The organism is Virgibacillus necropolis, assembly GCF_002224365.1.
Classification (GTDB): Bacteria; Bacillota; Bacilli; order Bacillales; family Amphibacillaceae; genus Virgibacillus_F; species Virgibacillus_F necropolis.
Map to the genome: position 1 here is coordinate 3,727,022 of NZ_CP022437.1, position 21,430 is coordinate 3,748,451.

General features: G+C 38.6%; 15 protein-coding genes and 1 riboswitch. Of the genes, 2 read left to right on the forward strand and 13 right to left on the reverse strand.

Annotated features, from left to right (window positions below; genetic code table 11):
* Positions 1–87: 87 nt before the first annotated feature.
* The 3 genes from CFK40_RS17700 to CFK40_RS17710 all read right to left on the reverse strand — a co-directional run bounded on the left by CFK40_RS17700 (position 88) and on the right by CFK40_RS17710 (position 3,255).
* Entirely contained in the window at positions 88–615 is a 528-nt protein-coding gene (locus tag CFK40_RS17700; protein ID WP_089533714.1) for a plastocyanin/azurin family copper-binding protein, read from the reverse strand.
* 128 nt (positions 616–743) lie between these two features.
* A complete protein-coding gene (locus CFK40_RS17705; protein ID WP_089533715.1) occupies positions 744–2,036 on the reverse strand; it encodes a M20 family metallo-hydrolase in 1,293 nt (430 codons plus the stop codon).
* Positions 2,037–2,064: 28 nt separating this feature from the next.
* A complete protein-coding gene (locus CFK40_RS17710; protein ID WP_089533716.1) occupies positions 2,065–3,255 on the reverse strand; it encodes a hypothetical protein in 1,191 nt (396 codons plus the stop codon).
* Positions 3,256–3,513: 258 nt separating this feature from the next.
* Positions 3,514–3,620, forward strand: a riboswitch (SAM riboswitch).
* A 276-nt stretch (positions 3,621–3,896) separates the two neighbouring features.
* On the opposite strand from CFK40_RS17710, the gene CFK40_RS17715 reads away from it, so the two are divergent.
* Entirely contained in the window at positions 3,897–5,024 is a 1,128-nt protein-coding gene (locus CFK40_RS17715) for a 5-methyltetrahydropteroyltriglutamate--homocysteine S-methyltransferase (RefSeq protein ID WP_089533717.1), read from the forward strand.
* A gap of 302 nt (positions 5,025–5,326) precedes the next feature.
* Here the strand turns inward: CFK40_RS17715 and CFK40_RS21155 are convergent, their stop codons facing one another.
* The 7 genes from CFK40_RS21155 to glgB form a co-directional block, all read right to left on the reverse strand.
* A complete protein-coding gene (locus CFK40_RS21155; RefSeq protein WP_168927240.1) occupies positions 5,327–5,494 on the reverse strand; it encodes a hypothetical protein in 168 nt (55 codons plus the stop codon).
* A gap of 79 nt (positions 5,495–5,573) precedes the next feature.
* Positions 5,574–7,118, reverse strand: coding sequence for a multicopper oxidase family protein (locus tag CFK40_RS17720; protein WP_089533718.1), 1,545 nt, complete (start codon positions 7,116–7,118; stop codon positions 5,574–5,576).
* Positions 7,119–7,320: 202 nt separating this feature from the next.
* Positions 7,321–9,750, reverse strand: coding sequence for a glycogen/starch/alpha-glucan phosphorylase (locus tag CFK40_RS17725; protein WP_227001820.1), 2,430 nt, complete (start codon positions 9,748–9,750; stop codon positions 7,321–7,323).
* A 14-nt stretch (positions 9,751–9,764) separates the two neighbouring features.
* Complete coding sequence (locus CFK40_RS17730) at positions 9,765–11,189, reverse strand: glycogen synthase (RefSeq protein ID WP_089533720.1); 1,425 nt, start codon at positions 11,187–11,189, stop codon at positions 9,765–9,767.
* A 449-nt stretch (positions 11,190–11,638) separates the two neighbouring features.
* The gene (glgD, locus tag CFK40_RS17735; protein ID WP_089533721.1) at positions 11,639–12,745 is read right to left on the reverse strand and encodes a glucose-1-phosphate adenylyltransferase subunit GlgD; all 1,107 of its coding nucleotides are present in this window, start codon (positions 12,743–12,745) and stop codon (positions 11,639–11,641) included.
* Between the two features lie 26 nt (positions 12,746–12,771).
* On the reverse strand, positions 12,772–13,908 hold the full coding sequence (locus CFK40_RS17740; RefSeq protein WP_089533722.1) for a glucose-1-phosphate adenylyltransferase: 1,137 nt from the start codon (positions 13,906–13,908) through the stop codon (positions 12,772–12,774).
* Complete coding sequence (gene glgB, locus CFK40_RS17745; protein ID WP_089533723.1) at positions 13,905–15,857, reverse strand: 1,4-alpha-glucan branching protein GlgB; 1,953 nt, start codon at positions 15,855–15,857, stop codon at positions 13,905–13,907. Before glgB ends, CFK40_RS17740 begins: the two co-directional genes overlap by 4 nt.
* Before the next feature lie 304 nt (positions 15,858–16,161).
* On the opposite strand from glgB, the gene pulA reads away from it, so the two are divergent.
* A complete protein-coding gene (gene pulA / locus CFK40_RS17750; RefSeq protein WP_089533724.1) occupies positions 16,162–18,279 on the forward strand; it encodes a type I pullulanase in 2,118 nt (705 codons plus the stop codon).
* A 66-nt stretch (positions 18,280–18,345) separates the two neighbouring features.
* On the opposite strand, the gene CFK40_RS17755 is transcribed toward pulA, so the two are convergent.
* Genes CFK40_RS17755 through CFK40_RS17765 form a run of 3 tightly spaced genes read right to left on the reverse strand, consistent with a single transcriptional unit; the run spans position 18,346 to position 21,345 of the window.
* Positions 18,346–19,350, reverse strand: a complete 1,005-nt coding sequence (locus tag CFK40_RS17755; protein WP_089533725.1) for an NADP-dependent oxidoreductase — start codon at positions 19,348–19,350, stop codon at positions 18,346–18,348.
* Positions 19,351–19,399: 49 nt separating this feature from the next.
* The gene (locus CFK40_RS17760) at positions 19,400–20,338 is read right to left on the reverse strand and encodes an MBL fold metallo-hydrolase (protein ID WP_089533726.1); all 939 of its coding nucleotides are present in this window, start codon (positions 20,336–20,338) and stop codon (positions 19,400–19,402) included.
* Between the two features lie 5 nt (positions 20,339–20,343).
* A complete protein-coding gene (locus CFK40_RS17765; protein ID WP_089533727.1) occupies positions 20,344–21,345 on the reverse strand; it encodes an NAD(P)H-dependent flavin oxidoreductase in 1,002 nt (333 codons plus the stop codon).
* Positions 21,346–21,430: the final 85 nt, after the last annotated feature.

Genomic DNA, 21,430 nt, shown 5'->3' on the forward strand with positions numbered 1-21,430 from the left:
TACTTTCTTTACTGCCAAAAATAAAAACGAGTTCCATTTTGAACTCGTTTTTTTCACCATATTAAATTCCTTTCATCTATCTACTAACTATTTTACTACGATATGCACATTATGTTCAGCAAGATCTCTATTCGTCCAAGTAATAGAAGTTCCAGGAGCAACAACTAACTCTTTCTCACTATATTCATAATCGGCAATATCTAATTCTACATGCTTAGTAGAAGGAGCATCTTGCTTTACGATAACTGTCATTTTCATTACAGGATGTGGATCACAGTGAATCTTATATTCTCCCTCGTCTGGAAAGCTGTAAGTGACGGTTTCCCCTTCCTTTAAGAGTGGAGATGCTACCTCACCACTGACCTCTTCACCGTTCATTTCCTTTTGTGACATATCATCCTTCTCTTTTTTTTCATCGGAACTAGAGTCATCTTTCTTTGCTGTATCTTCACCATTCTTTTCTTCATTTTTCTCCATTTCTTCTCCTGAATCAGCTTTTTCGGTATTTTTCATTTCCTTATCTTCTAATTCATCTGTACCGCAGGCAGTAAGAAATGCTATCATTGCTATCACGATAAAATATGTCACCCATGATCTATTAAGAAGCTTTCCCATGTTTATCGTCCCCTCTTATTATTGTTATTAAGCTAACGAATTATTTACTGCTATAGATCACATTTTATTCAAATAGCTTTTTTAAACAATATAAGAAGAGAACATAAAACGTCATTTCAAATGAAAATTTACTCCTCCATAACCCCTTCAACACAGTCCTTTAGTACATGTATCGTTGTCACTATATCATTAAGCGTTGACCACTCTTTCGGATTATGGCTGATCCCATCTTTACTCCTGACAAACAGCATTGCAACCGGAATATGCATGCCAAGATTCATGGCATCATGACCAGCTCCACTTGGTATATAGGCAGGTTCTAAGCCGTATTTCGAAATGGAATTTGCTAATTTGTTTTGAAGCTCCTTTTTTATTGGGACAGGCTGTATTTTTGTGTTTTCCTTTACATTGATACTAATTTCCCTATTACCAGCAATATGTTCAGCTTCTTGAATAATCAATTGCAGTAGCTCGTCCCGTGTGTCCTTATAGATATCTCGAATATCGACATTCAACGTTACTAGTTGAGGAATCACATTAATGCCATTCGGAGATACATTAACCTTGCCAATAGTTGCTACCGCCGTGTCACTCACTTTTTCAGGAAAACCCTCAACTTTTTGAATAAACTCAGCTGCTGCTATTAAGGGGTCTCTTCGACCATTCATTGGTGTGTTACCCGCATGTCCCGCTTCACCAGTAAAAGTAACTTCCAGCCATGCAGGACCTGCAATTCCACTAACAATCCCAACGGGGAGATCATCATTTTCGAGTTTTTTCCCTTGCTCAATATGGACTTCAATAAAAATCTCCAACTCTTTCATGTCTCTTTTTGCTTCCTTGAACCCTTGAAGACTGCTTCCATATGCTTGAAGTACACTTTCAAACGAATCGCCATTATAGTCAACCATCTGTGTTTGTTTTGCATAATCCTCATTTCCAGTCATCGCCGTACTTCCAGTCAGTCCACTGTTAAATCTCGAACCCTCTTCATCCGTGAAAATTATCATTTCATATGGTTTTTTAGGAATGAAATTCATTTCTTTCCATGCTGAAGCAACCTCCAGTGCCGCCAATACACCTACAGGACCATCAAAATGCCCACCATTTGGTACACTATCAACATGAGAGCCAGAAGCAACTGCTGGTAAGTCGTTATTGACTCCATCCAATCGCCCAATAACATTTCCAGCACCATCTTCAGTCACCTTAAGTCCGGCTTCGTCCATCCAACTTTTAACAAGTTGCTTAGCACTTTTTTCTTCATTTGAAAAACCTGGCCGCCTTACTCCACCATCTGATGTAAAACCTATTTCTGAAAGTTCATAAAGTCGTTTTGCAATTCTTTCCCCATTAATTCCAGAATAATCTAGTTGTCTGTCGTAAGTCTTCATTAAATTATCGAATAGGTCATTTCCCATTAAAATTCTCCTTTATTGTAAAAAATTATTATAAAAATCCTACAAAGATACCAGCCAATACGACTGAAACAATTGTTACAGTGATAAAACCAGCTACAAGCATTGGAGCTAACATGTGACTCAATAAAACATCACGTTCTGTTTTATCTTGCGTCAGAGAATTGACAACCTCGTTCGTAATAATATAATCGGCCGGAAATCCATAGAGTGCAGTTAAAGAAACTGCAAAAGCCATTTCCTTACTCACTTTTAACAGCTTTCCAACGAAAAAAGAAAATAAATACATTCCAATAACACCTAACACAATGCACCCAATTAAAGGAAACAATAAATCCACCATCATACTTGGTGTAGCATTTTTTAAACCATCGAAAATATACAACATAAGCGCCATGATAGCAAAACCAAAGCCATTTGCTTTTAGCAGCGCATGTCTTTCCAAAAATCCTACACTTCTAGCAATTACGCCAAACAATAAGCAAAGAACAAAAGGACTAATTTCAACGATTGGTCCTAGCAGAGTGGAAACTAAGTAAGCCAGAAAACCAACAAAAGCTAGTCTGAAAAATTTAAAGTAATCGGTGTTATACTTTTCAGGTAATTTACTAAATAACTTTAGTTCTTCTGGCTCAGAAGCAGTTGAATTCTCCTTAACAGCGTTCTGGGCTTTTATTTCCCCACTTCTATACTTTTTGAGTAATTTACTTCCTTCCTTTTTCAACATAATTGATGTTAAAGGATACCCCGCAAAACCTTGCAACACATAGATGACAATGGCAAAAACCGCTAAGCTAGTTAATCCTGCTGCTGATGCACCTTCCGACATTATCAAAGCGGATACTAGGCCACCAACTAACGGCGGAATAGCTACGACTACCGTTTTAAATCCAAATATAAAAGTTCCAATTCCAAATAAGACGGCAATAATTCCTAGTATACCAGATAGTGCAATCAATATTGTTTTCCATTGATCCACTAATTCCTGAACAGATAACAACGTCCCCATATTTGTAATCAATAAATAAATCAACATTACCGCTACAGTCGATGGAATGCCCGCAAGTTCAACAATATCGGGCGGGAAGAACGTCCAATAACCTAGTAAAAATAGTACAGCACTGATAAAAATTGATGGTACCCAAGCTTTCGTTCGAATGGCAACAATTTCACCAACAAATAGAATAAAAATAATAATAACTAATGCTAACATCTGAGACATAAACAATCCTACCCTTTCCTGTCATAACCTACTCTATGATGTATTTTTCTAACAACTCTATTCTTAGTTGCACTTATGCAGTAAGAAAGGATTTATACTTTCTTAACTGCTAAAAAAATAAAATTATTCTATTTACATTACCATACAATAGATTTGGAGTATACAAATAACAGATTTTAATAGTTTGACTTGACTAACACTTCCTACTAGTTTAGTGTAGTTAGGAAGTTATTAACCATAAAATTTTATAATGTATATATCTTATCGCGAGAGGTTAAGGGACTGGCCCGACGACACCTCAGCAACCAGCCAAGTATGGCACGGTGCTAATTCCATTAGGTAGTTGTTTACCTGAAAGATGAGAAGAATGTTTATCCATTAGAGCCTTCTTCTTATAGAAGGCTCTTATTTTTTTAGAAAAACTCGCCATACGCCTCGTCCTTAATAGCGAATGGTGAAGTTCTTCTTATACCGGCGTTTCCTTAAAACTTTTATACTTTCCTTACGTGTTAGAAAACTTGGCTTATCGCCAAGCTTTAATGGCGAAAGCCTTAGTTGCCCTTATACTGATATCCATTAAAAATTTATACTTTCTTATTAGTATAAAAAAAATAAAAAGTCAAAGAAAGAAGGAATGAACAATGGTCCAATCACAAAAGTCTGATCAATCATTAAAACATTTGGTGGCACCGTTTCGAGGTGATCATGTCGGGAGTTTATTGCGGTCAGATCGGATTAAAGATGCTCGCACGCAAAAATTGGCTGGAGAAATTTCAGCTGAGACATTACGACTAATTGAAAATACGGAAATCACTAGGATTGTAGAAAAACAAAAAGAAGTTGGATTGCAAGCCGTTACTGATGGGGAATTCCGTAGAGCTTGGTGGCATTTTGATTTTCTCGAAGGCCTTGAAGGTGTCGAAGGTTATGAGTCTGACAGTGGCATCCAATTTCATGGCACAAAAACCAAAGCTCACGCGGTAAAAGTTACCGGCAAAATAGATTTTAAAAATCACCCAATGCTGGAACACTATAAATTCCTTCATAATATTGCAGGATCCCACACAGCAAAGATGACAATTCCAAGCCCAAACATGCTTTATTTTAGGGCAAAAATTGAAAATGAGTTGTATCAAGACCAGAATCAACTGTTCCATGACTTGACCCAAGCATACCAAAAAGCAATCCAAGCGTTCTACGATGCAGGTTGCCGTTATTTACAGCTGGATGACACAGCCTGGGCCGTATTTTTCTCTGAACAGGGAAAGGAACAAATTCAAGCGAGAGGGGAAGAACCGGAACAACTGCAACAGTTCTTCGCAAGGTCAATCAATGAGGCAATTGCTAAACGACCAAGCGATATGAAAATAACCATGCACATTTGCCGCGGCAATTTCAAATCAACATATACAGCATCTGGTGGTTACGATGCTGTGTCAGAAACATTGTTCGATGGCCTTGATGTTGACGGGCTTTTCCTGGAATATGATAACGACCGATCTGGTGGCTTTGAACCGCTTCGCTATGTTAAACGTCCTAATCTGCAGATTGTCCTAGGTTTGATCACATCTAAATTTGGTAACCTAGAAGATCCAGAACTGGTTAAGCGCAGGATTGCAGACGCATCGAACTATGTTGATTTAAATCAATTGTGTCTGAGTCCACAGTGTGGCTTCGCATCGACAGAAGAAGGTAATATATTGACGGAAGAACAACAATGGGCAAAATTAAGACATGTGTTGGAGATTTCCGATGAGGTTTGGAAATAACAAGATTAAAATTGGTTTCCTTGCAGTAAAAAAACACAGAAAAAAACCACCCGAAAACGCTCTGGTAAAAGCAAGGGTGGTTCTCACAAGTAACTTTTGGAGTAACCCTCTCGCTTCGAGCGGTAAGGTTACCAAAAGACGGTGTGTTTCAGCACACCGTCTTTTTTTATTCTATGGACGTTATAACAACACAACATATTTATTCAACATTATCATCAGTAGTAAACATTTGATAAAAATAAATACAAATTATTCACTAAGTAATAGTGAAGAGCATACTCTGCCCTTCACTTTTATTACCCTTATTTCTCACTCGGATCATATTCATCATACACAAGTCTTGTTACTTTGGTTGATTCGCCTTCCTCAATTTCAGACTGTGTTGCCTTTGCACCAAAGGAATCTTGTTCGTCAACACCTGGTGCAACAACATCGTCATTTATTTGTGGCTTCTTTTTCTTTTTGTCCATCTAATAATCCCTCCAATTATTTCTTATTTTGTCTAAAAAGGAGGAAATTATTAATCTTATTCTATCACCAGAGCAGCGATTATTTTCCGTGATCCAGACGCTTAGGATCAATAACTCTAAGTGGCCGCATCATGTCATAATCCTCATGCTCTAAAATATGACAATGCCAAACATAATCACCAGCGTACGGAACAAATTTCATAATAAGTCGTGTAATTTGTGCAGAAGGGGCCGCTACAGTGTCTTTCCAGCCCCGTTCGTTTGGTTCAGGAGCTATTGCCGAACCAGTGTATACGATTCTGCCATCCTTATTATAACTATCTAGATCAAACGGACGACGATCTAAAATTTGAAATTGAATCAAATGAATATGAATCGGGTGTGTAAATCCAGTAATATTTGTTAATGCCCAGATTTCAGTCGCTCCTAAATGAGGATTTTCCGTAACTGGATCCATCCATTTTTTATTATCTAATAGTAGTAACGGGCGCCCGTATTCGTCAGTTGAACCAGCAAGTTTTAAATTTCTAATTGCATTAATTTTATTATGCCTTAGTGAAGGAATATGGGACACCTTCTGGGGTATGTTGCTATGATCCGTTCCTGAAAGAGGCAAGTTCACGTCGAATTGCATTACCTCATCTGTTTCATCTTCAGGGCTCGCATTTGGTCCGAGATCATTTTTTAAAGTAATTGTTTTGCCACTATGCTTTGAAAAGTCAATGATTACATCAACTCGTTCTGCCGGTTCAATAGCTATTTTCTCCATTTTCACTGTTCTTTGCAGTAGTCCTCCGTCCGATCCAATTTGATAAAATGGCTGATTTGAATCAAGGGTTAATTGATATGCTCGCGTATTCGATGCGTTTAATATTCGAAAGCGATATTTCCGCGGTTCCACTTCAAAATATGGCCAAACCTTTCCGTTCACAAGTATCTTATCTCCAATAAAAAAAGGACTGATCGAAGGGTTGGGTAAATCACTTGCAGGATCATCTGGCTGCCGTGGATAAAAGAGAGAGCCATCCTTATTGAACGTTCGATCCTGAATCACAAGCGGAACCTCGTATTTTCCTTTTGGCAGGTTTAATCGCTTTTCTTGTTCATCGCGAATAATATACATCCCTGCAAGCCCTGCATACATGTTGAGTCTGGTAATACCCATAGCATGATCGTGATACCAAAGGGTCGCAGCCCGTTGCCTGTTTGGGTATTCGTAGATCTCTCTTTTGAAAAACGGTCCTACCTCTTTAAAATTTCTGGTATACCATGCCTCTGGATAGCCATCACTTTCCGGCTTAGTTTCACTTCCATGTAAATGGGTAACAGTCCGAACTTCTGGATGATGTGCCACCTCGTGTATCGACTTATCAACCGGGAGAATATGTCTCCTAGGTAGATTATTTATCCATTTAACTTGGATTGGCTCGCCCTTATTGACCTCAATCGTCGGACCTGGGAACTGGCGATTGTATCCCCATAAACGTGTTGGTCTTAAGTCCCGGTGCAGCTTCTGGGTAAACTCTTCCATCTGCACCTCATAATAAGCACCTTTTTTATTTTTCCGTTCCGACTTCAATGTGTTCATGATTGGTAACCGATCAACAAACTTTTTAAGTTTCATACTTTTGACTCCTGTCATTAGGTATTAATACAGTAGATGACAGGAGCACAATTAATGAACGGGCGGATTCACTAGTTCTATATATCTTTTTGGGAAACTCTGTGGAATAAAGCTCACTAGTTATAGTTCTCCTTATTGTTAAAACAGAAAAAGCCACTCTTAATTCAGTGAATTAATGAGCGACTTTTTAATTTAACCCTTTTTAAACCTGCTTTATCTTCCAAATCTCTGTCGCGTATTCCTTGATTGTACGGTCACTTGAGAATTTTCCTGAATAAGCGATATTCGTAACATTCATTTGCAGCCACCTTAATTTGTCGCGGTAGACTCGTTCGACATGTTCATGTGTTTCCAGATACGGTTCAAAATCCTTTAACACAAAGTAGGGGTCATTATGATATAGAATATTGTAGTAAAGATCTTTAAATTCAATTTCATCTGAGCCAAATCCTTTGTTTAGCTGATCTAAAATTGTCCGAATCCTATCATCGGTATTATAAATATCCATTGCACTATAACCGCCATGTTCATAATAATTTAATACTTCATCTGCAGTTAAACCAAAAATGAAAATATTTGCATCGCCAACTGCCTTTTTAATTTCCACATTCGCCCCATCTAATGTACCAACTGTTAATGCACCATTCATCATCAATTTCATGTTGCCGGTCCCCGATGCTTCTTTACCCGCGGTTGAAATTTGTTCACTTATATCTGTTGCCGGTATGATTCTTTCTGCAAGACTCACGTTATAGTTTTCTATAAAAACAACCTTAAGCTTATCCCGAATTGTAGAATCATTATTAACAATAGAAGCAACCTTATTAATAAGCTTAATGACTTCTTTTGCTAAATGGTAGCTTGGCGCAGCCTTTGCCCCAAAAATAAACGTACGAGGCGTTATATCCATGTTTGGATTTAATTTCAACTCGTTGTACAAATAAATAATATGAAAAACTTTAAGCAACTGCCGTTTATATTCATGGAGTCGTTTTACCTGTACATCAAAAATGGATTGGTCATCCACTACAATACCATTGCGATCATATATAAGGTCAGCTAAAATGCGTTTATTTTCATATTTCACTTGTGCAATCTTTTCTAAAAAAGCGGCATCACTTGAATACTTTACTAAACTAATCAGCTGTTTCGGACGGTGTATCCATTGTGGACCAATGACGTCTGAGATAAGTTCCGATAGTTTTGGATTTGCTTTTAATAACCAACGACGATGGGTAATCCCGTTTGTCTTATTATTAAAACGATTTGGAAAAAGTGTGTAAAAATGTTTCATTTCCTGTTTCTTTAAAATCTCGGTGTGAAGCGGTGCAACTCCATTTACGCTAAAACTTCCAACAATAGCAAGTCGGGCCATATGTACTTGCTCATCAGCAATAATCGCTAGCTCAGGAATTTCATCTCTAAGTACCTCATGGTCAAACCAAATTCCTTTACAAAATCGTTCGTTAATTTCATCAATAATCATGTAGATTCGAGGAAGCAGATACTCCATCATTCCTACTGGCCAAGTTTCAAACGCTTCACTTAACGTTGTATGATTCGTATAAGCAATTACCCTTGTCGTTATGTTCCAAGCGTTCTCCCAACTGAGATGTTCTTCATCCATTAGAATTCGCATCAATTCGGGAATCGCTAAGGTCGGGTGCGTATCATTAATTTGAATAACTGCTTTTTCAGGTAAGTATTTTAATGACCTTTGATTATTTTTTTTGTAGGCTTTTATAATAGTTTGAAGGCTAGAAGAGACAAGGAAATATTGTTGCTTTAAGCGCAGTTCTTTTCCTTCGAGCTTTGAATCATCCGGGTATAAAAATCCGGAAATTTGCTCAATGGAGTGCTGATGGTCAAGTTCTTGATAGTATTTGGAACCTTCTTCCGTTATACTATCCTGCTGATCCCCGCCTACTGGTTCCGCACTCCAAAGACGAAGCGTATTTATTACCTTGTTTTGATAGCCAACCACGGGAATATCATAAGGTACAGCCATTACTTTGTCCGTGTCTTTATGTTTAAATTCAAGATTGCCATCGTTCTTTTTGAGCATATCTACTTCACCACGAAAATGGATACAAACTGCTTCAGCCTCCCTCCTCGTTTCCCAAGGGTATAAATCCTTTAACCAATTATCTGGAAGTTCAATTTGGTTTCCGTGAATAATTCGTTGTTCAAATAAACCGTATCGATATCTTATCCCAAAACCGTGGCCTGCGTAATTAAGGGAGGCTAAAGAATCTAAAAAGCATGCCGCGAGTCTGCCTAATCCCCCGTTTCCAAGGCCTGCATCGCGCTCCTTTGCATAAATTTTTTCGGCATTTAACCCCAATTTTTGGAGTGTCTGATTTGCCACGTCAAGCATCCCGCAATTAAGTAGGTTGCTTTCAAGTAAACTTCCAACCAAAAACTCCAAAGATAAATAATAAACTTGTTTATTATTTATCTTTTCATACTTCTTATTAGTCTCGCTCCATTGTGGTATAATTTGCTCATTTACAATGGAAGCAATCGCATAATATATCTCCTTATCTTGTGCATCCTGGATAGTCTTACCTGTATTATTTTTAACCTCTTTTATAATCTTTTCAGTAAATTTTTCTACAGTTAGCTGGGACAAAACATGTTCACTCCTCATACATACTTCATAGATAATCCATCATAAAGACTTGCATAATCACGCGCCGAATCTTTCCAACTAAACTGACTTTTATTCACATTTTTACCAAGAGTTGCCCATTGAGTTGGATTGTGGTAAGTAGTTAACGAATAATGCAATACGGCTAAGAGGTCATGGGCATTGTAATTTGTAAAGCTAAATCCATTTCCTTCACCAGTAAATTCATTAAAAGAAATTACCGTATCTTTCAGTCCCCCCGTCTCCCGTACAATTGGTACTGTTTTATATTGCAGAGAGATAAGTTGAGCCAAACCACAAGGTTCAAATTTGGATGGCATGACGAAGAAGTCTGCTCCCGCATACAATTGACGCGCCATCCCTTCATCAAAGGTCAACAAGGTCACTAATTTATCTGGATAACGGTCAGCTGTTTCGGCAAAATAGCGTTCAAATTCTTGATCGCCAGTTCCGAGTATGACGAATTGAACGTCCTCCAGAAGAAACTCATCTAAGATAGCCTGGACAAGATGCAATCCTTTTTGTTCTACCAGACGGGTAATAATCGTATAAAGGGGTTTTTTACCATCAATCGGTAATCCAACTTTCTCTTGTAGCAATATCTTATTATCCCTTTTTTTAGCTCTTGAAGAGCGATAATTGACGGGGATTAACGGGTCAATCGATGGATTGTATTCCTTTGTATCAATGCCATTAAGCACCCCGACTATATCATTCGATCTTTCTAAAAGAATCGGATGAAGACCTTCACTAAAATAAGGATTGGTAATTTCTTCTGCATAGCTTGGACTAACGGTTGTGATTTTATCCGCGTGGAACAGTCCGCTTTTTAAACAATTTAGCATACCGTTCCATTCCAATCCGGCGATATGATCTTCGGGTAAATTAAAGAAATCAGCAAATGTGGTGAGTGGCATGATTCCTTGGTATTTAATATTGTGAATCGTGAATACCGTTTTTAATCCTTCGATTGGCTGACTGATTTTGGCAAGCGCCACAGCTATTCCTGCTTGCCAATCATGAGCATGTAGGATATGTGGTTTAAATTCCAGATGGGTCAATGCCTCAATGACCGCGTGACCGAAAAAGACAAACCGTTCCCCATCATCATAATACCCATATATACCTTTTCTAGTGAAATAATAGTCGTTTGCGATGAAGTAATAAAGAATATTATTATAGTTCAACGTATATATACGAGCTTCCTGATTTCGCCAACCAAACTCGACTTCAAATGAAGTATGGTACTCCATCTGATCACGCCATTTTTCCGCTATTTCATCATAAAGCGGCAGGATGACACGTACATCTACTCCTTCATTTGCTTTTAATGCTTGCGGAAGAGATCCGATTACATCTGCAAGTCCACCTGTTTTAACGAATGGTGTGCATTCCGAAGCAACAAATAATACATTTTCCATTGTGAGATCCCTCCTTTTTTCTTATAAGCCAGATCCAGCTCCAGCGCCCAGCGACTAGTGGACTTCCTTCACCTCCGTGCGATAAGTCAACATCGGTTGTTAGAAGGAAGGCCGACTAAAACGGGCTTTGCGCCCAACGTCGGCACCCCCCTATGAAGGGGCGTGTTTCCTTTTCACTTCATCACAGCATAAGATTCACTTTGACTTTCGCCTTTGTGGGCGATAAGTCAAGTTCATCTAATCTCCTGCGGAAGAATGTTCGATTAAGACCGCCGCTTTGCGCGGCAACATCGAACCACCCGTGTTGCACGGGCGCAGTCCATACGTCGCTATACGGGCGCTTGCGCTTTTGTTCCACTGATAAGAAAGTATAAATTTTTAGTGGATATCAGTATAAGGGCAACTAAGGCTTTCGCCATTAAAGCTTGGCGATAAGCCAAGTTTTCTAATCACATGACTTTTCTTTTTGCGACTACATACGGCTTTTCCGCTGAACCGATTAATTTTTGATTCGCGGTCACATGAACGTCTTTATCCAATATTACATTTTCTAAATGAACGCCTGATTCAATTGTACAACGTTGCATGATAATTGAATTTTTGATCGTTGCACCTGCTTCCACAGATACACCACGAAACAGGACGCTGTTCTCTACCTCACCATCAACGACACAGCCATTTGCAAGAATCGACCGGTTAACACTACTTTGATTTCCGTATTTTGCAGGTGGTTGATTCCCAATTTTAGTCCGAATAAATGGTTGCTTGTAAAACAGCGCCCGATAATTATCCGCCGATAACAGGTTCATATTATGTCGGAAATAACTTTCAATCGTATTGACAAAAGCACCATATCCATTATTATGATATGTCTGCACGTTTAATTCAGAGAGTTTTTCTTTAATTCCATGGATGAAAAAGTGATCTTTATGATGGGCAATACAGTCATCAACCAATTCCATTAACAGATCCTTGTTAATAATAAAAACACCTGTAAACAGTTGCGGATTCCGCTTGTCGTTCGTTATACCTTCAACCCAGCCATATTCATCTGAATCGATACGTAAACAAGTTTCATGTCCTGTATTTAACTCTTCTACCTGAGTAGAAATCAATGTAACGTCGGCATCGCGGTCAAGGTGAAACTTAAATGCATCCTGATAATCGGTATTTGTAATAAATTGACTCCCGCTGATAAGCACATGTGTTGATTTACCCCGAATAAAATAATCACGGTTATTGTGATAGAATCGTAAATCACCCTTTGAAATATCTGTCGGATCATTCCAGTCTGGAGGAAGAATAAATAAACCTCCATTTTGTCGGCCTAACCCCCAGTTTTCACCTGTCCCGAGATGATCCATTAAGGAACGATATTTAGTTGAAGTGAAAATTGCTATTTCTTCTATGTTCGAGTTCCCCATATTGGAAAGGGGAAAATCAATCAAACGATACCGTCCCGCGAAAGGTATAGATGCACCACTACGGAAATAAGTTAATTCATGAAAAAAGTGGTGCTCATGTTCCAAATTAATAAGGCCCATCATTGTCTTCATCAACACATTCCTCTCTTTTATCTAGTTTAAGCTAGTATGGATGCTAGTGATTTTTGATCGATAACAAGTGGTTCCTCCTCCTTACCAACTTGAATACAGGTTCCCTCAGGGATAGTTGTGTTGCCCATCACAATCACTCGCTCCAAAATAACGTTTTTATCTACCGTTACTCCAGGGTGTAAAATGGACTGATAAATCTCACTGTCTTGTTTGATTTCTACATTCTCAAATAACACGGAACAATTAACCGTTCCAGAAACCCAACAACCCGAGTTAATGAGTGAATGTTTTACTACCGCCGTTTCACCAAAATATTGCGGTGGGAAGTTTGATTCATTTGAATAAATTCTCCAGTTTTTATTATTTAAAGAGAGTTGCAAATCCTCGTCAAGCAAATCCATATTTGCTTCCCAGTAACTTTGAATGGTACCAACATCTTTCCAATAACCTTCGAAACGGTAAGCGAATAAACGAAGATCATCATTGACCATAGCAGGGATAATATCTTTTCCGAAATCATGACTTGAATATATATTCGCAGCATCTTCCAGCAAATAGGATTTTAAGGTACTCCATGTAAATATATAAATACCCATTGACGCTAGATCATTTTTTGGATTCTCTGGCTTCTCATCGAATTCATAAATTCTCATGTCATCCGTCGTATTAAGGATCCCAAACCGCGATGCTTCATCCCAAGGTACAGGAATTACTGAGATGGTTGCATCAGCTTTCGTTTGTTTATGGTGATGCAGAAGAGTTGAATAATCCATTTGATAGATGTGGTCACCTGAAATAACGAGTATGTATTCCGGATCATGTTGATCAATGAAATGAATGTTTTGATAGATAGCATCTGCGGTTCCAGAATACCAGTCTCCACCATCTTTTCCTGTATAAGGAGAAAGAACTGTCGCACCACCGTGCTGTCGGTTTAAATCCCATGGTCCGCCGGTTCCAATATGTTTGTTCAGTTCAAGCGGAGAATATTGGGTCATTACCCCCACCGTCTGAATGCCTGAATTAGTGCAATTACTTAATGTAAAATCAATTATCCTGTATTTCCCTCCGAAATGTACGGCTGGTTTTGCTAAGTCCTTGGTTAATGCTCCTAACCGTTTCCCTTCTCCACCAGCTAATAGCATGCCTACACATTCTTTCATTGAATAGCCTCCTCTACAGAATTTATTATTTTTTTGCGTTTAAAAATAGTAATAGCTAAAGGCGGTATTTTTATTTTTATATGTTGCGTGAGACCGTGCCATTTTTCAGGGAAACTAAAATGATCTGCCTCATTTAATTGGTCCGTTCCTCCGAAGGCTGCTGCATCTGAACTGAAAATTTCTTTATAAGTCCCTGGTTCAGGGACACCAACTTTGTAGTCATAGTAAACATTCGGTGTAAAGTTACAAATAATAATTAACTCTTCACCACTCGTACTACGCCTGCGAAAAGCAATAATGCTTTGTTCTATATTATGTGGATCAATCCATTCAAAGCCTTCCGAATTATGATCCAGTTCATAGAGTTCTGGATATGCAAGGTAAAATTGGTTTAGCGCTTTTACATAATGATAGATTGCGTGATGAAGCGGGTAGTCTAGCAGATGCCAGTCAAGTTGTTCCTGATCTTTCCATTCAGCATATTGTGCGAGTTCACCTCCCATAAATATTAATTTCTTACCGGGATGTGCCATCATATAACCGTATAACAATCTAAGATTAGCAAACTGCTGCCACTGATCCCCAGGCATTTTATCTAGCAATGATTTTTTCCCGTGGACAACTTCATCATGTGAAAGTGGGAGCAGAAAATTTTCTGAATGGGTATACATAAATGAAAAAGTAAGTAGATTATGATGCCACTTACGGTGAATGGAATCATTCTCCATATAGCTAAGCATGTCATTCATCCACCCCATATTCCATTTAAAGTTAAAACCGAGTCCCCCCTTGTACGTCGGAGCCGTCACAAGCGGTAAATCCGAACTGTCCTCAGCCATCATCAATGCACCTGGTTCATAGGAAAAAATAGCATCGTTTAATTTACGAATAAAAGCAAATGCCTCAAGATTTTCCTCTCCCGAGTAAGAGTTATAAACTTTTTCCTCGCCCTCCGATTTATCAAAATTAAGATAAAGCATACTAGCAACAGCGTCAACGCGTATCCCGTCGATATGGTATTCTTCAAACCAAAAAAGTGCATTTGAGATTAAAAAACTCTGTACCTCAGGTCGTCCAAAGTCAAAAGTTAGTGTGCCCCACGACCTTTTTTCAGCTTTACGAGGATCAGCATATTCATATAAGGCTTCCCCGTCGAACTTTCGAAGTGCAAACTCATCCTTACAAAAATGGCCTGGTACCCAGTCCATAATGACCCCAATATTATGTTTATGGCATTGGTCAACAAAATATTTGAAGTCATTACGCGGACCATAGCGAGCCGTTACTGAAAAGTACCCGGTTATTTGATAGCCCCATGACAAATCAAATGGATGTTCCGCAAGCGGAAGTAGTTCAATATGGGTAAAGCCTAACGATTTGACATATGGAATCAATTCATCAGCAAGTTCTATGTACGTATAAAAGTCCTCGGCACTTCTCGTTTCTCCAGGATTCAATTTACCCGCTTTTTTCATTTTCCAAGAACCTAAATGTACTTCATAAATCGAGATGGGTGATTTATGGGCATCAAACGTCTTCTTTTTTTCTTCCCATTCTTGATCATTCCATTCATGTAAGGAAAGTATGGGCGTAATCGATGCTGTAGCAGGACGAAGCTCAGACTGTAGTGCATATGGATCGGCTTTCAACAGCTTGTGACCATTCATCGATTTAATTTCATATTTATAAGGAATATTTTCAGGAATATCCGTAAAAAAACCTACCCACAGCCCCTCGTCGGTTATTCTCTTTAATACATGTTCACTACCATCCCATTGATTAGATTCACAAGCAACCTGGACTTCAATGGCATTTGGAGCCCAAACTGCAAATCGATAGCCCTTAATTCCTTCCCAGTTTATAGTGTGACAGCCTAATAATTTATTAGCGCGATAATTCGTTCCCTGGTGAAATAAAAATATATCCTCTTCTGAAATGTTATAATACAATGATCTGACTCCCCTCTTGCAGCCTTTATGACCAACACAATAAGTAGTGAATCTAATGACTCTATTAAGCTAGTATAAACCATTTCACAACTAAAATGTTCTGAATATTATCGACAAATTATGAAGGGATTTATCTATTTTTGTCGAAGTTTACCAAAAAACATTAGGTTTATGGTTTAAAAATTTTGTGAATAATTTTAAAAAAAGAAGTCTATGATTAACCACGAAATCAGATAGGTTTCCTAAACGGGAATATAAACATATACTATGAGCTAGGTATTGCTTATGAAATGGGGTTACTGCTTTGAAAAACAAGGTAGCATGGATAGATGATATTCGCCTTTTAACTGTAAGGCTTGAAGGTATAGATTTACTTGAAACAGAAGAAGTACCTGTAATTTATTGGAAGAAAAGAGGAAAATATTTTCCTGTTAAAATAGATAAAATTATTGATGATTCCACAGTCAGTATGACGTTTTCTGAAGAATTGCCAATGGGAGAAATCCTTGTGCTTCTTTGGGGTAAAAGAAAAATACCAGTTTACCCTAGGGCTATTGTCCGAACGGAATGGTTTGAAAACCATTATTCTGATTTGAATGCTAAGCTTGGGGCAGATTACCAAGAATCAGCAACAACATTTTCAGTCTGGGCTCCGACGGCTATCTCCGTAAAAGTATGTCTAAATCAAAAGGTATTTACGTTAAGTCGAGAAAAAAGTGGCATATGGAAAAGAAAGATAGTCGGTGAGTGGCATGGCTTCACCTACCAATATGAGGTGACCGTGAATGGAACAACGACATATGCCAACGATCCTTATGCCAAAGCTATGTTAGCCAATAGTACAAAAAGTGTCATTGTTGACCTATCCAAAACAGATCCAGCTGATTTCACCAATGTAGAAAGACCTAAACTGCAGAATTTGCAGGATGCCATTATTTACGAGTTACATGTAAGGGATGCAACGATACAAGCGAATAGTGGTGTTGTCAACAAGGGGAAATTTTCAGGTCTAGCGGAAGCGGCTACAACCACTCTAAACAGTTATTCGACTGGACTTTCCTATCTAAAGGAACTTGGTATTACCCATGTTCAACTTTTACCGATTAATGACTTCGCTCGTGTAAATGAGCTAGATTCAGATAGCGATTATAACTGGGGCTATGACCCATTATATTTTCAAGTACCAGAGGGGAGTTACTCCACCGATCCTGAAGACCCCCTGGCAAGAATTAAAGAATGTAAAGAGATGATTAAAAAGTTTCATCAGGAAGGAATCTCCGTCATCCTCGACGTCGTGTATAATCATGTATTTATTATGGAAGAATCTCCCTTTGAGAAGATTGTTCCTGGGTATTATTTCCGCTATCATACCGACGGCAGTTTAAGTAATGGAACTGGGGTAGGTAATGATCTTGCTACAGAACGTAGAATGGTGCGTAAATTCATTATAGATACAATCAATTTTTGGCTTCAAGAATATAAAGTAGATGGATTTCGCTTTGACTTAATGGGGGCAATTGATATCGAAACAATGAAGAATGTTCACGAACGTTGCAGTAAAGAAGCAGTACCGATTATGCTTTTAGGTGAAGGATGGGAGCTTCCAACAGTCTTAGCTCCTGAAGACAAGGCCACCGCTATTAACTCGCAACAACTGTCTGGGATACGGTTTTTTAATGATTATTTTCGTGATTCACTTAAAGGAAATCAATTTGATACAAACAGCGCCGGTTATGTTAACGGACTAGGTCATTTTATTGAAAGGTTGCCAAATCTAATTTCCGGTTCAGCATTAGAAACCTATGGTGAGCCCTTTGTATCTGAGGTGAATCAAACAATTAATTATGTTGAATGTCATGATAACCATACTTTATGGGATCGGCTTTCACTTACGAATGGCGATAAAAACGCATGGACCCGCAAGAAAATGCATCAACTTGCCTCAGGTATCACATTATTAAGTCAAGGTGTTCCCTTTATTCATGCTGGCCAAGAATGGTTCAGAAGTAAACAGGGAGATGAAAACAGCTATATTTCCGGTGATCAGATTAATCAGCTGGATTGGTATCAGAGAGAGTCGGAAAATGAGAATATAGTATTTATTAAATCTCTCATTGCTTTAAGGAAGAAATACAAGGTTTTCCGCCTTTCTTCAAAACAGGAAATAAGAAAAAGATTTAAAGTTTTAACCACGCCCTCCACACTCTTCGGCTTTGCGCTGCTCGGGGAGGACGAGGATCTTTCCATCTATGTTAATCCAACAGAAGAACGTCACCGTCTTCACTTACCTTCTTCAGGTAAGTGGCAGATTGCTGTAACAAATGATGCACAAAAGCAGCAAGCCATGGAGGAAGTTATTGGCGAATATACATGTATTGAATCTTATGAGTTACTTGTTTTAAGGAGGTCTATCAAGAGTTAATGCCCGATAAATGAGCGAATGTAGTGAGGAAAGGGTCCGTCATCCAGACGGACCCTTTTTCTACTATTAGTCAATCTCAGATACTTTCACAATCGCTTTCCCTAGATTTGCGCCTTTGAACAGGTCAAGAAAAGCATCAATCGTATGATCGAATCCATCTGTAATAGTTTCCTCATATTGCAATTTACCTTCTTGCACCCATCCTGCTAATGCTTCCGTGCCCTCCTTGAAGCGGGGTGCATAATCACCAACTGTGAAGCCTTTCATCAATGCGCTGGTTTTGATTAAATAGCCTTGTACGCGTCGGCCAATATCAGCCTTTTCGTTATTATAGGCAGAAATTGCTCCACAAACAGGGATGCGTGCAAATTTATTCAGAAGTGGTAATACGGCGTCACCAATTGGCCCACCAACGTTTTCATAGTACACATCAATTCCATTTGGACATGCTTTATAAAGTGCAGTTTTAACGTCCTCCGTTTTATAATTAATCGCTGCATCAAATCCTAATTCGTCTATGAGGTAGTTAATTTTCTCATCTGAACCAGCAATTCCAACTACATGAGCACCCTTAATTTTTGCGATCTGACCAACCGTTGAACCAACTGCACCTGCTGCTCCAGATACAACAACCGTTTCACCGTCTTTAGGCTGACCAATATCTAACAGTCCAAAGTAAGCAGTTAATCCTGTCATTCCTAACACACTTAAATAAGCAGACGCCGGTGCAAGAGTAGTATCAATTTTCCGAATCACGGACTCCTTTGCAACCGAATACTCCTGCCATCCTAGCATTCCCGTGACAATGTCATTTTCTTTAAAATGCGGAGACTTTGATTCAACCACTTGTGCAACAACACCACTCGAAATAACTGAATTCAGCTCAAATGGTGGTACATAAGATTTAACATCATTCATACGTCCCCTTAAATAGGGATCAACTGATATATAATTTGTTCGAACAAGCACTTCCCCTTCAGCAGGTTCACCAATGGGCACCTGGCTGAATTCAAAATCCTCTTCTACTGGCGTTCCTACTGGCCTTTTCACGAGTTTAATTTGTTTTTGCAAACTATTTCATCCTCTCTTTGGGGTCTGACCCCTTACTCTGAAAATATAACTAACTATAATACCACCACTGACCGTTTCTATCTTCTCTTTTACATGATCCTTGTAATCGTAAATATTCCAAATGAGCAAGTGTTTCACCGATGGCAAATCGTAATTCATGAATGTTTAAGTCTTTTCGAAATAGTCCTTTGCAAATGGTGCTAACCGTACCACCTTCACCAATTGCTTCAATGGTTTGTACAAGGCGCTCATCATGGTGTGCTTTGATTTCGTCAATTCGGTCATTTGCTCCGTGGAACGGCTTACCGTGTGACGGAATCACAAGATCAGCGTCCAATTTTCGAACCTTTTCCAGTGATTGCAAATAAGAGGCTAATGGGTTTTGATCTCCATGGAACCAATACGAAATATTTGGCGTAATCTTCGGTAATATGTGGTCAGTAGATAATAAAATATTTTTCTCATTACTATAAAACGTTACAAGTCCATCTGAATGACCTGGTGTGAAAATAACCTCATATTCATATTTACCAATAACGACCATTTCACCTTCCTGGAAATAATGATCTACCTTAGGATACGGTGTGACCTGAGAAACAAATTCGCTTGTGTTACTTGTCATATTCCTGCTCACGTCATTTGGTACACCAGCTAGCCTATAATTATTGGAAAGTTTATTCAAAAAGCTCTCTTGCCAAGCATTTAGTCCTGCGTCAGCGTCAACCTTTGTCATCGAAACATGTGCCCCTGTCTTTTCCTGCAAACGGCCTACATAACCAAAATGATCGGGATGATAATGCGTAACTAAAATATCTGTAACCTTTTTCCCTGCTAATTCTAATTCCCATCTCTTTATCGTTTCCTTATCATGAAGCCCAGCATCAATGATTTTCCAGCCGTCTTCACCTTCAGCAACAAAACAATTTACATGATTAAGGCGGAATGGAAGATTGAGTTTGATGAGTTTAAGTCCGAATTCTTCTAGCATTACTTTCACCTCTTATTTTTGATACTACTGTTTTTCAAAATAGTTTCTCTATCATTTATTTTCGCTTTCGCTTTTTCATAGGAGCCCTGAAGTTCTTCAACTATTTCGGCAACGGTTTGAACTTTATTGATTGATCCTACACCCTGACCTGCGCCCCAAACGTCTTTCCATGCCTTTACATTCGAGTTATTTAATTTATTAAAATTCATTTCTTCTTTTTCAAGATTGTTATGGTCTAATCCAGCCTGTTGTATACTTGGGACAAGATAATTAGCATTTACACCACTAAACGCATCGGTATAAAGAATGTCCTCACTGGATGAATCAATTATCATATTCTTATACGCTTCAACAGCTGAACTCTCTGCAGAAGTAATGAATCTCGAACCCATATAGACAAAATCCGCTCCAAGTACTTCCGCTGCAAGTATATCTTCGCCCTTTGACATCCCACCAGCCAAAACAATTGGCCCATCCCAGAATTCCTTAACCTCATGAAGGAAGGCGAATGGATTCAAAATCCCAGCATGTCCACCCGCACCACTGGCAACCAGTACTAACCCATCTGTCCCTTTTTCTATCGCCTTTTTCGCAAACTTTACCGTAATCACATCAGAGAAAACTAGACCACCATATTCATGGACAATTTTAACGACAGCGCTCGGGTCTCCAAGAGACGTGATAACAATTGGCGGTTGATATTTTTCAATTAAGTTAAGGTCTTCTTCATATCTTTTATTTGAACGGTGCGTGATATAATTGATTGCCCATGGAGCTACTTCTTTATCTGGATTCTTATTTTTAATTTCCTTTAATTCAGTGCTAATTTGTTTCATCCATTCTTCCAAAATGTCACTAGTACGAGCATTCAAGGCGGGAATCGAGCCGATGATTCCAGATGCACAGGCATTAATAATCATGTTAGGATTAGAGACCAAGAACATAGGCGCCATAATGACAGGAAGTTTCATGTTTTGTTTCAATTGCTCTACGGATTTTTTTTGCATTTATATCGAGCTCCTTTTACTAGATTACATTGAGGTCAAGTATATTAGAATATAAACTACCTATAGTAAACTATTATTTATTTTT

Bases quoted from the DNA above. Each gene is read 5' to 3' on its own strand.
- CFK40_RS17710 (WP_089533716.1), bottom strand. From the start codon at position 3,255: ATGTCTCAGATGTTAGCATTAGTTATTATTATTTTTATTCTATTTGTT.
- CFK40_RS17700 (WP_089533714.1), bottom strand. From the start codon at position 615: ATGGGAAAGCTTCTTAATAGATCATGGGTGACATATTTTATCGTGATA.
- CFK40_RS17705 (WP_089533715.1), bottom strand. From the start codon at position 2,036: ATGGGAAATGACCTATTCGATAATTTAATGAAGACTTACGACAGACAA.
- CFK40_RS17715 (WP_089533717.1), top strand. From the start codon at position 3,897: ATGGTCCAATCACAAAAGTCTGATCAATCATTAAAACATTTGGTGGCA.
- CFK40_RS17760 (WP_089533726.1), bottom strand. From the start codon at position 20,338: ATGCTAGAAGAATTCGGACTTAAACTCATCAAACTCAATCTTCCATTC.
- CFK40_RS17740 (WP_089533722.1), bottom strand. From the start codon at position 13,908: ATGAAAGAATGTGTAGGCATGCTATTAGCTGGTGGAGAAGGGAAACGG.
- glgD (WP_089533721.1), bottom strand. From the start codon at position 12,745: ATGAAGACAATGATGGGCCTTATTAATTTGGAACATGAGCACCACTTT.
- CFK40_RS17765 (WP_089533727.1), bottom strand. From the start codon at position 21,345: ATGCAAAAAAAATCCGTAGAGCAATTGAAACAAAACATGAAACTTCCT.
- CFK40_RS17720 (WP_089533718.1), bottom strand. From the start codon at position 7,118: ATGAAACTTAAAAAGTTTGTTGATCGGTTACCAATCATGAACACATTG.
- CFK40_RS21155 (WP_168927240.1), bottom strand. From the start codon at position 5,494: ATGGACAAAAAGAAAAAGAAGCCACAAATAAATGACGATGTTGTTGCA.
- CFK40_RS17730 (WP_089533720.1), bottom strand. From the start codon at position 11,189: ATGGAAAATGTATTATTTGTTGCTTCGGAATGCACACCATTCGTTAAA.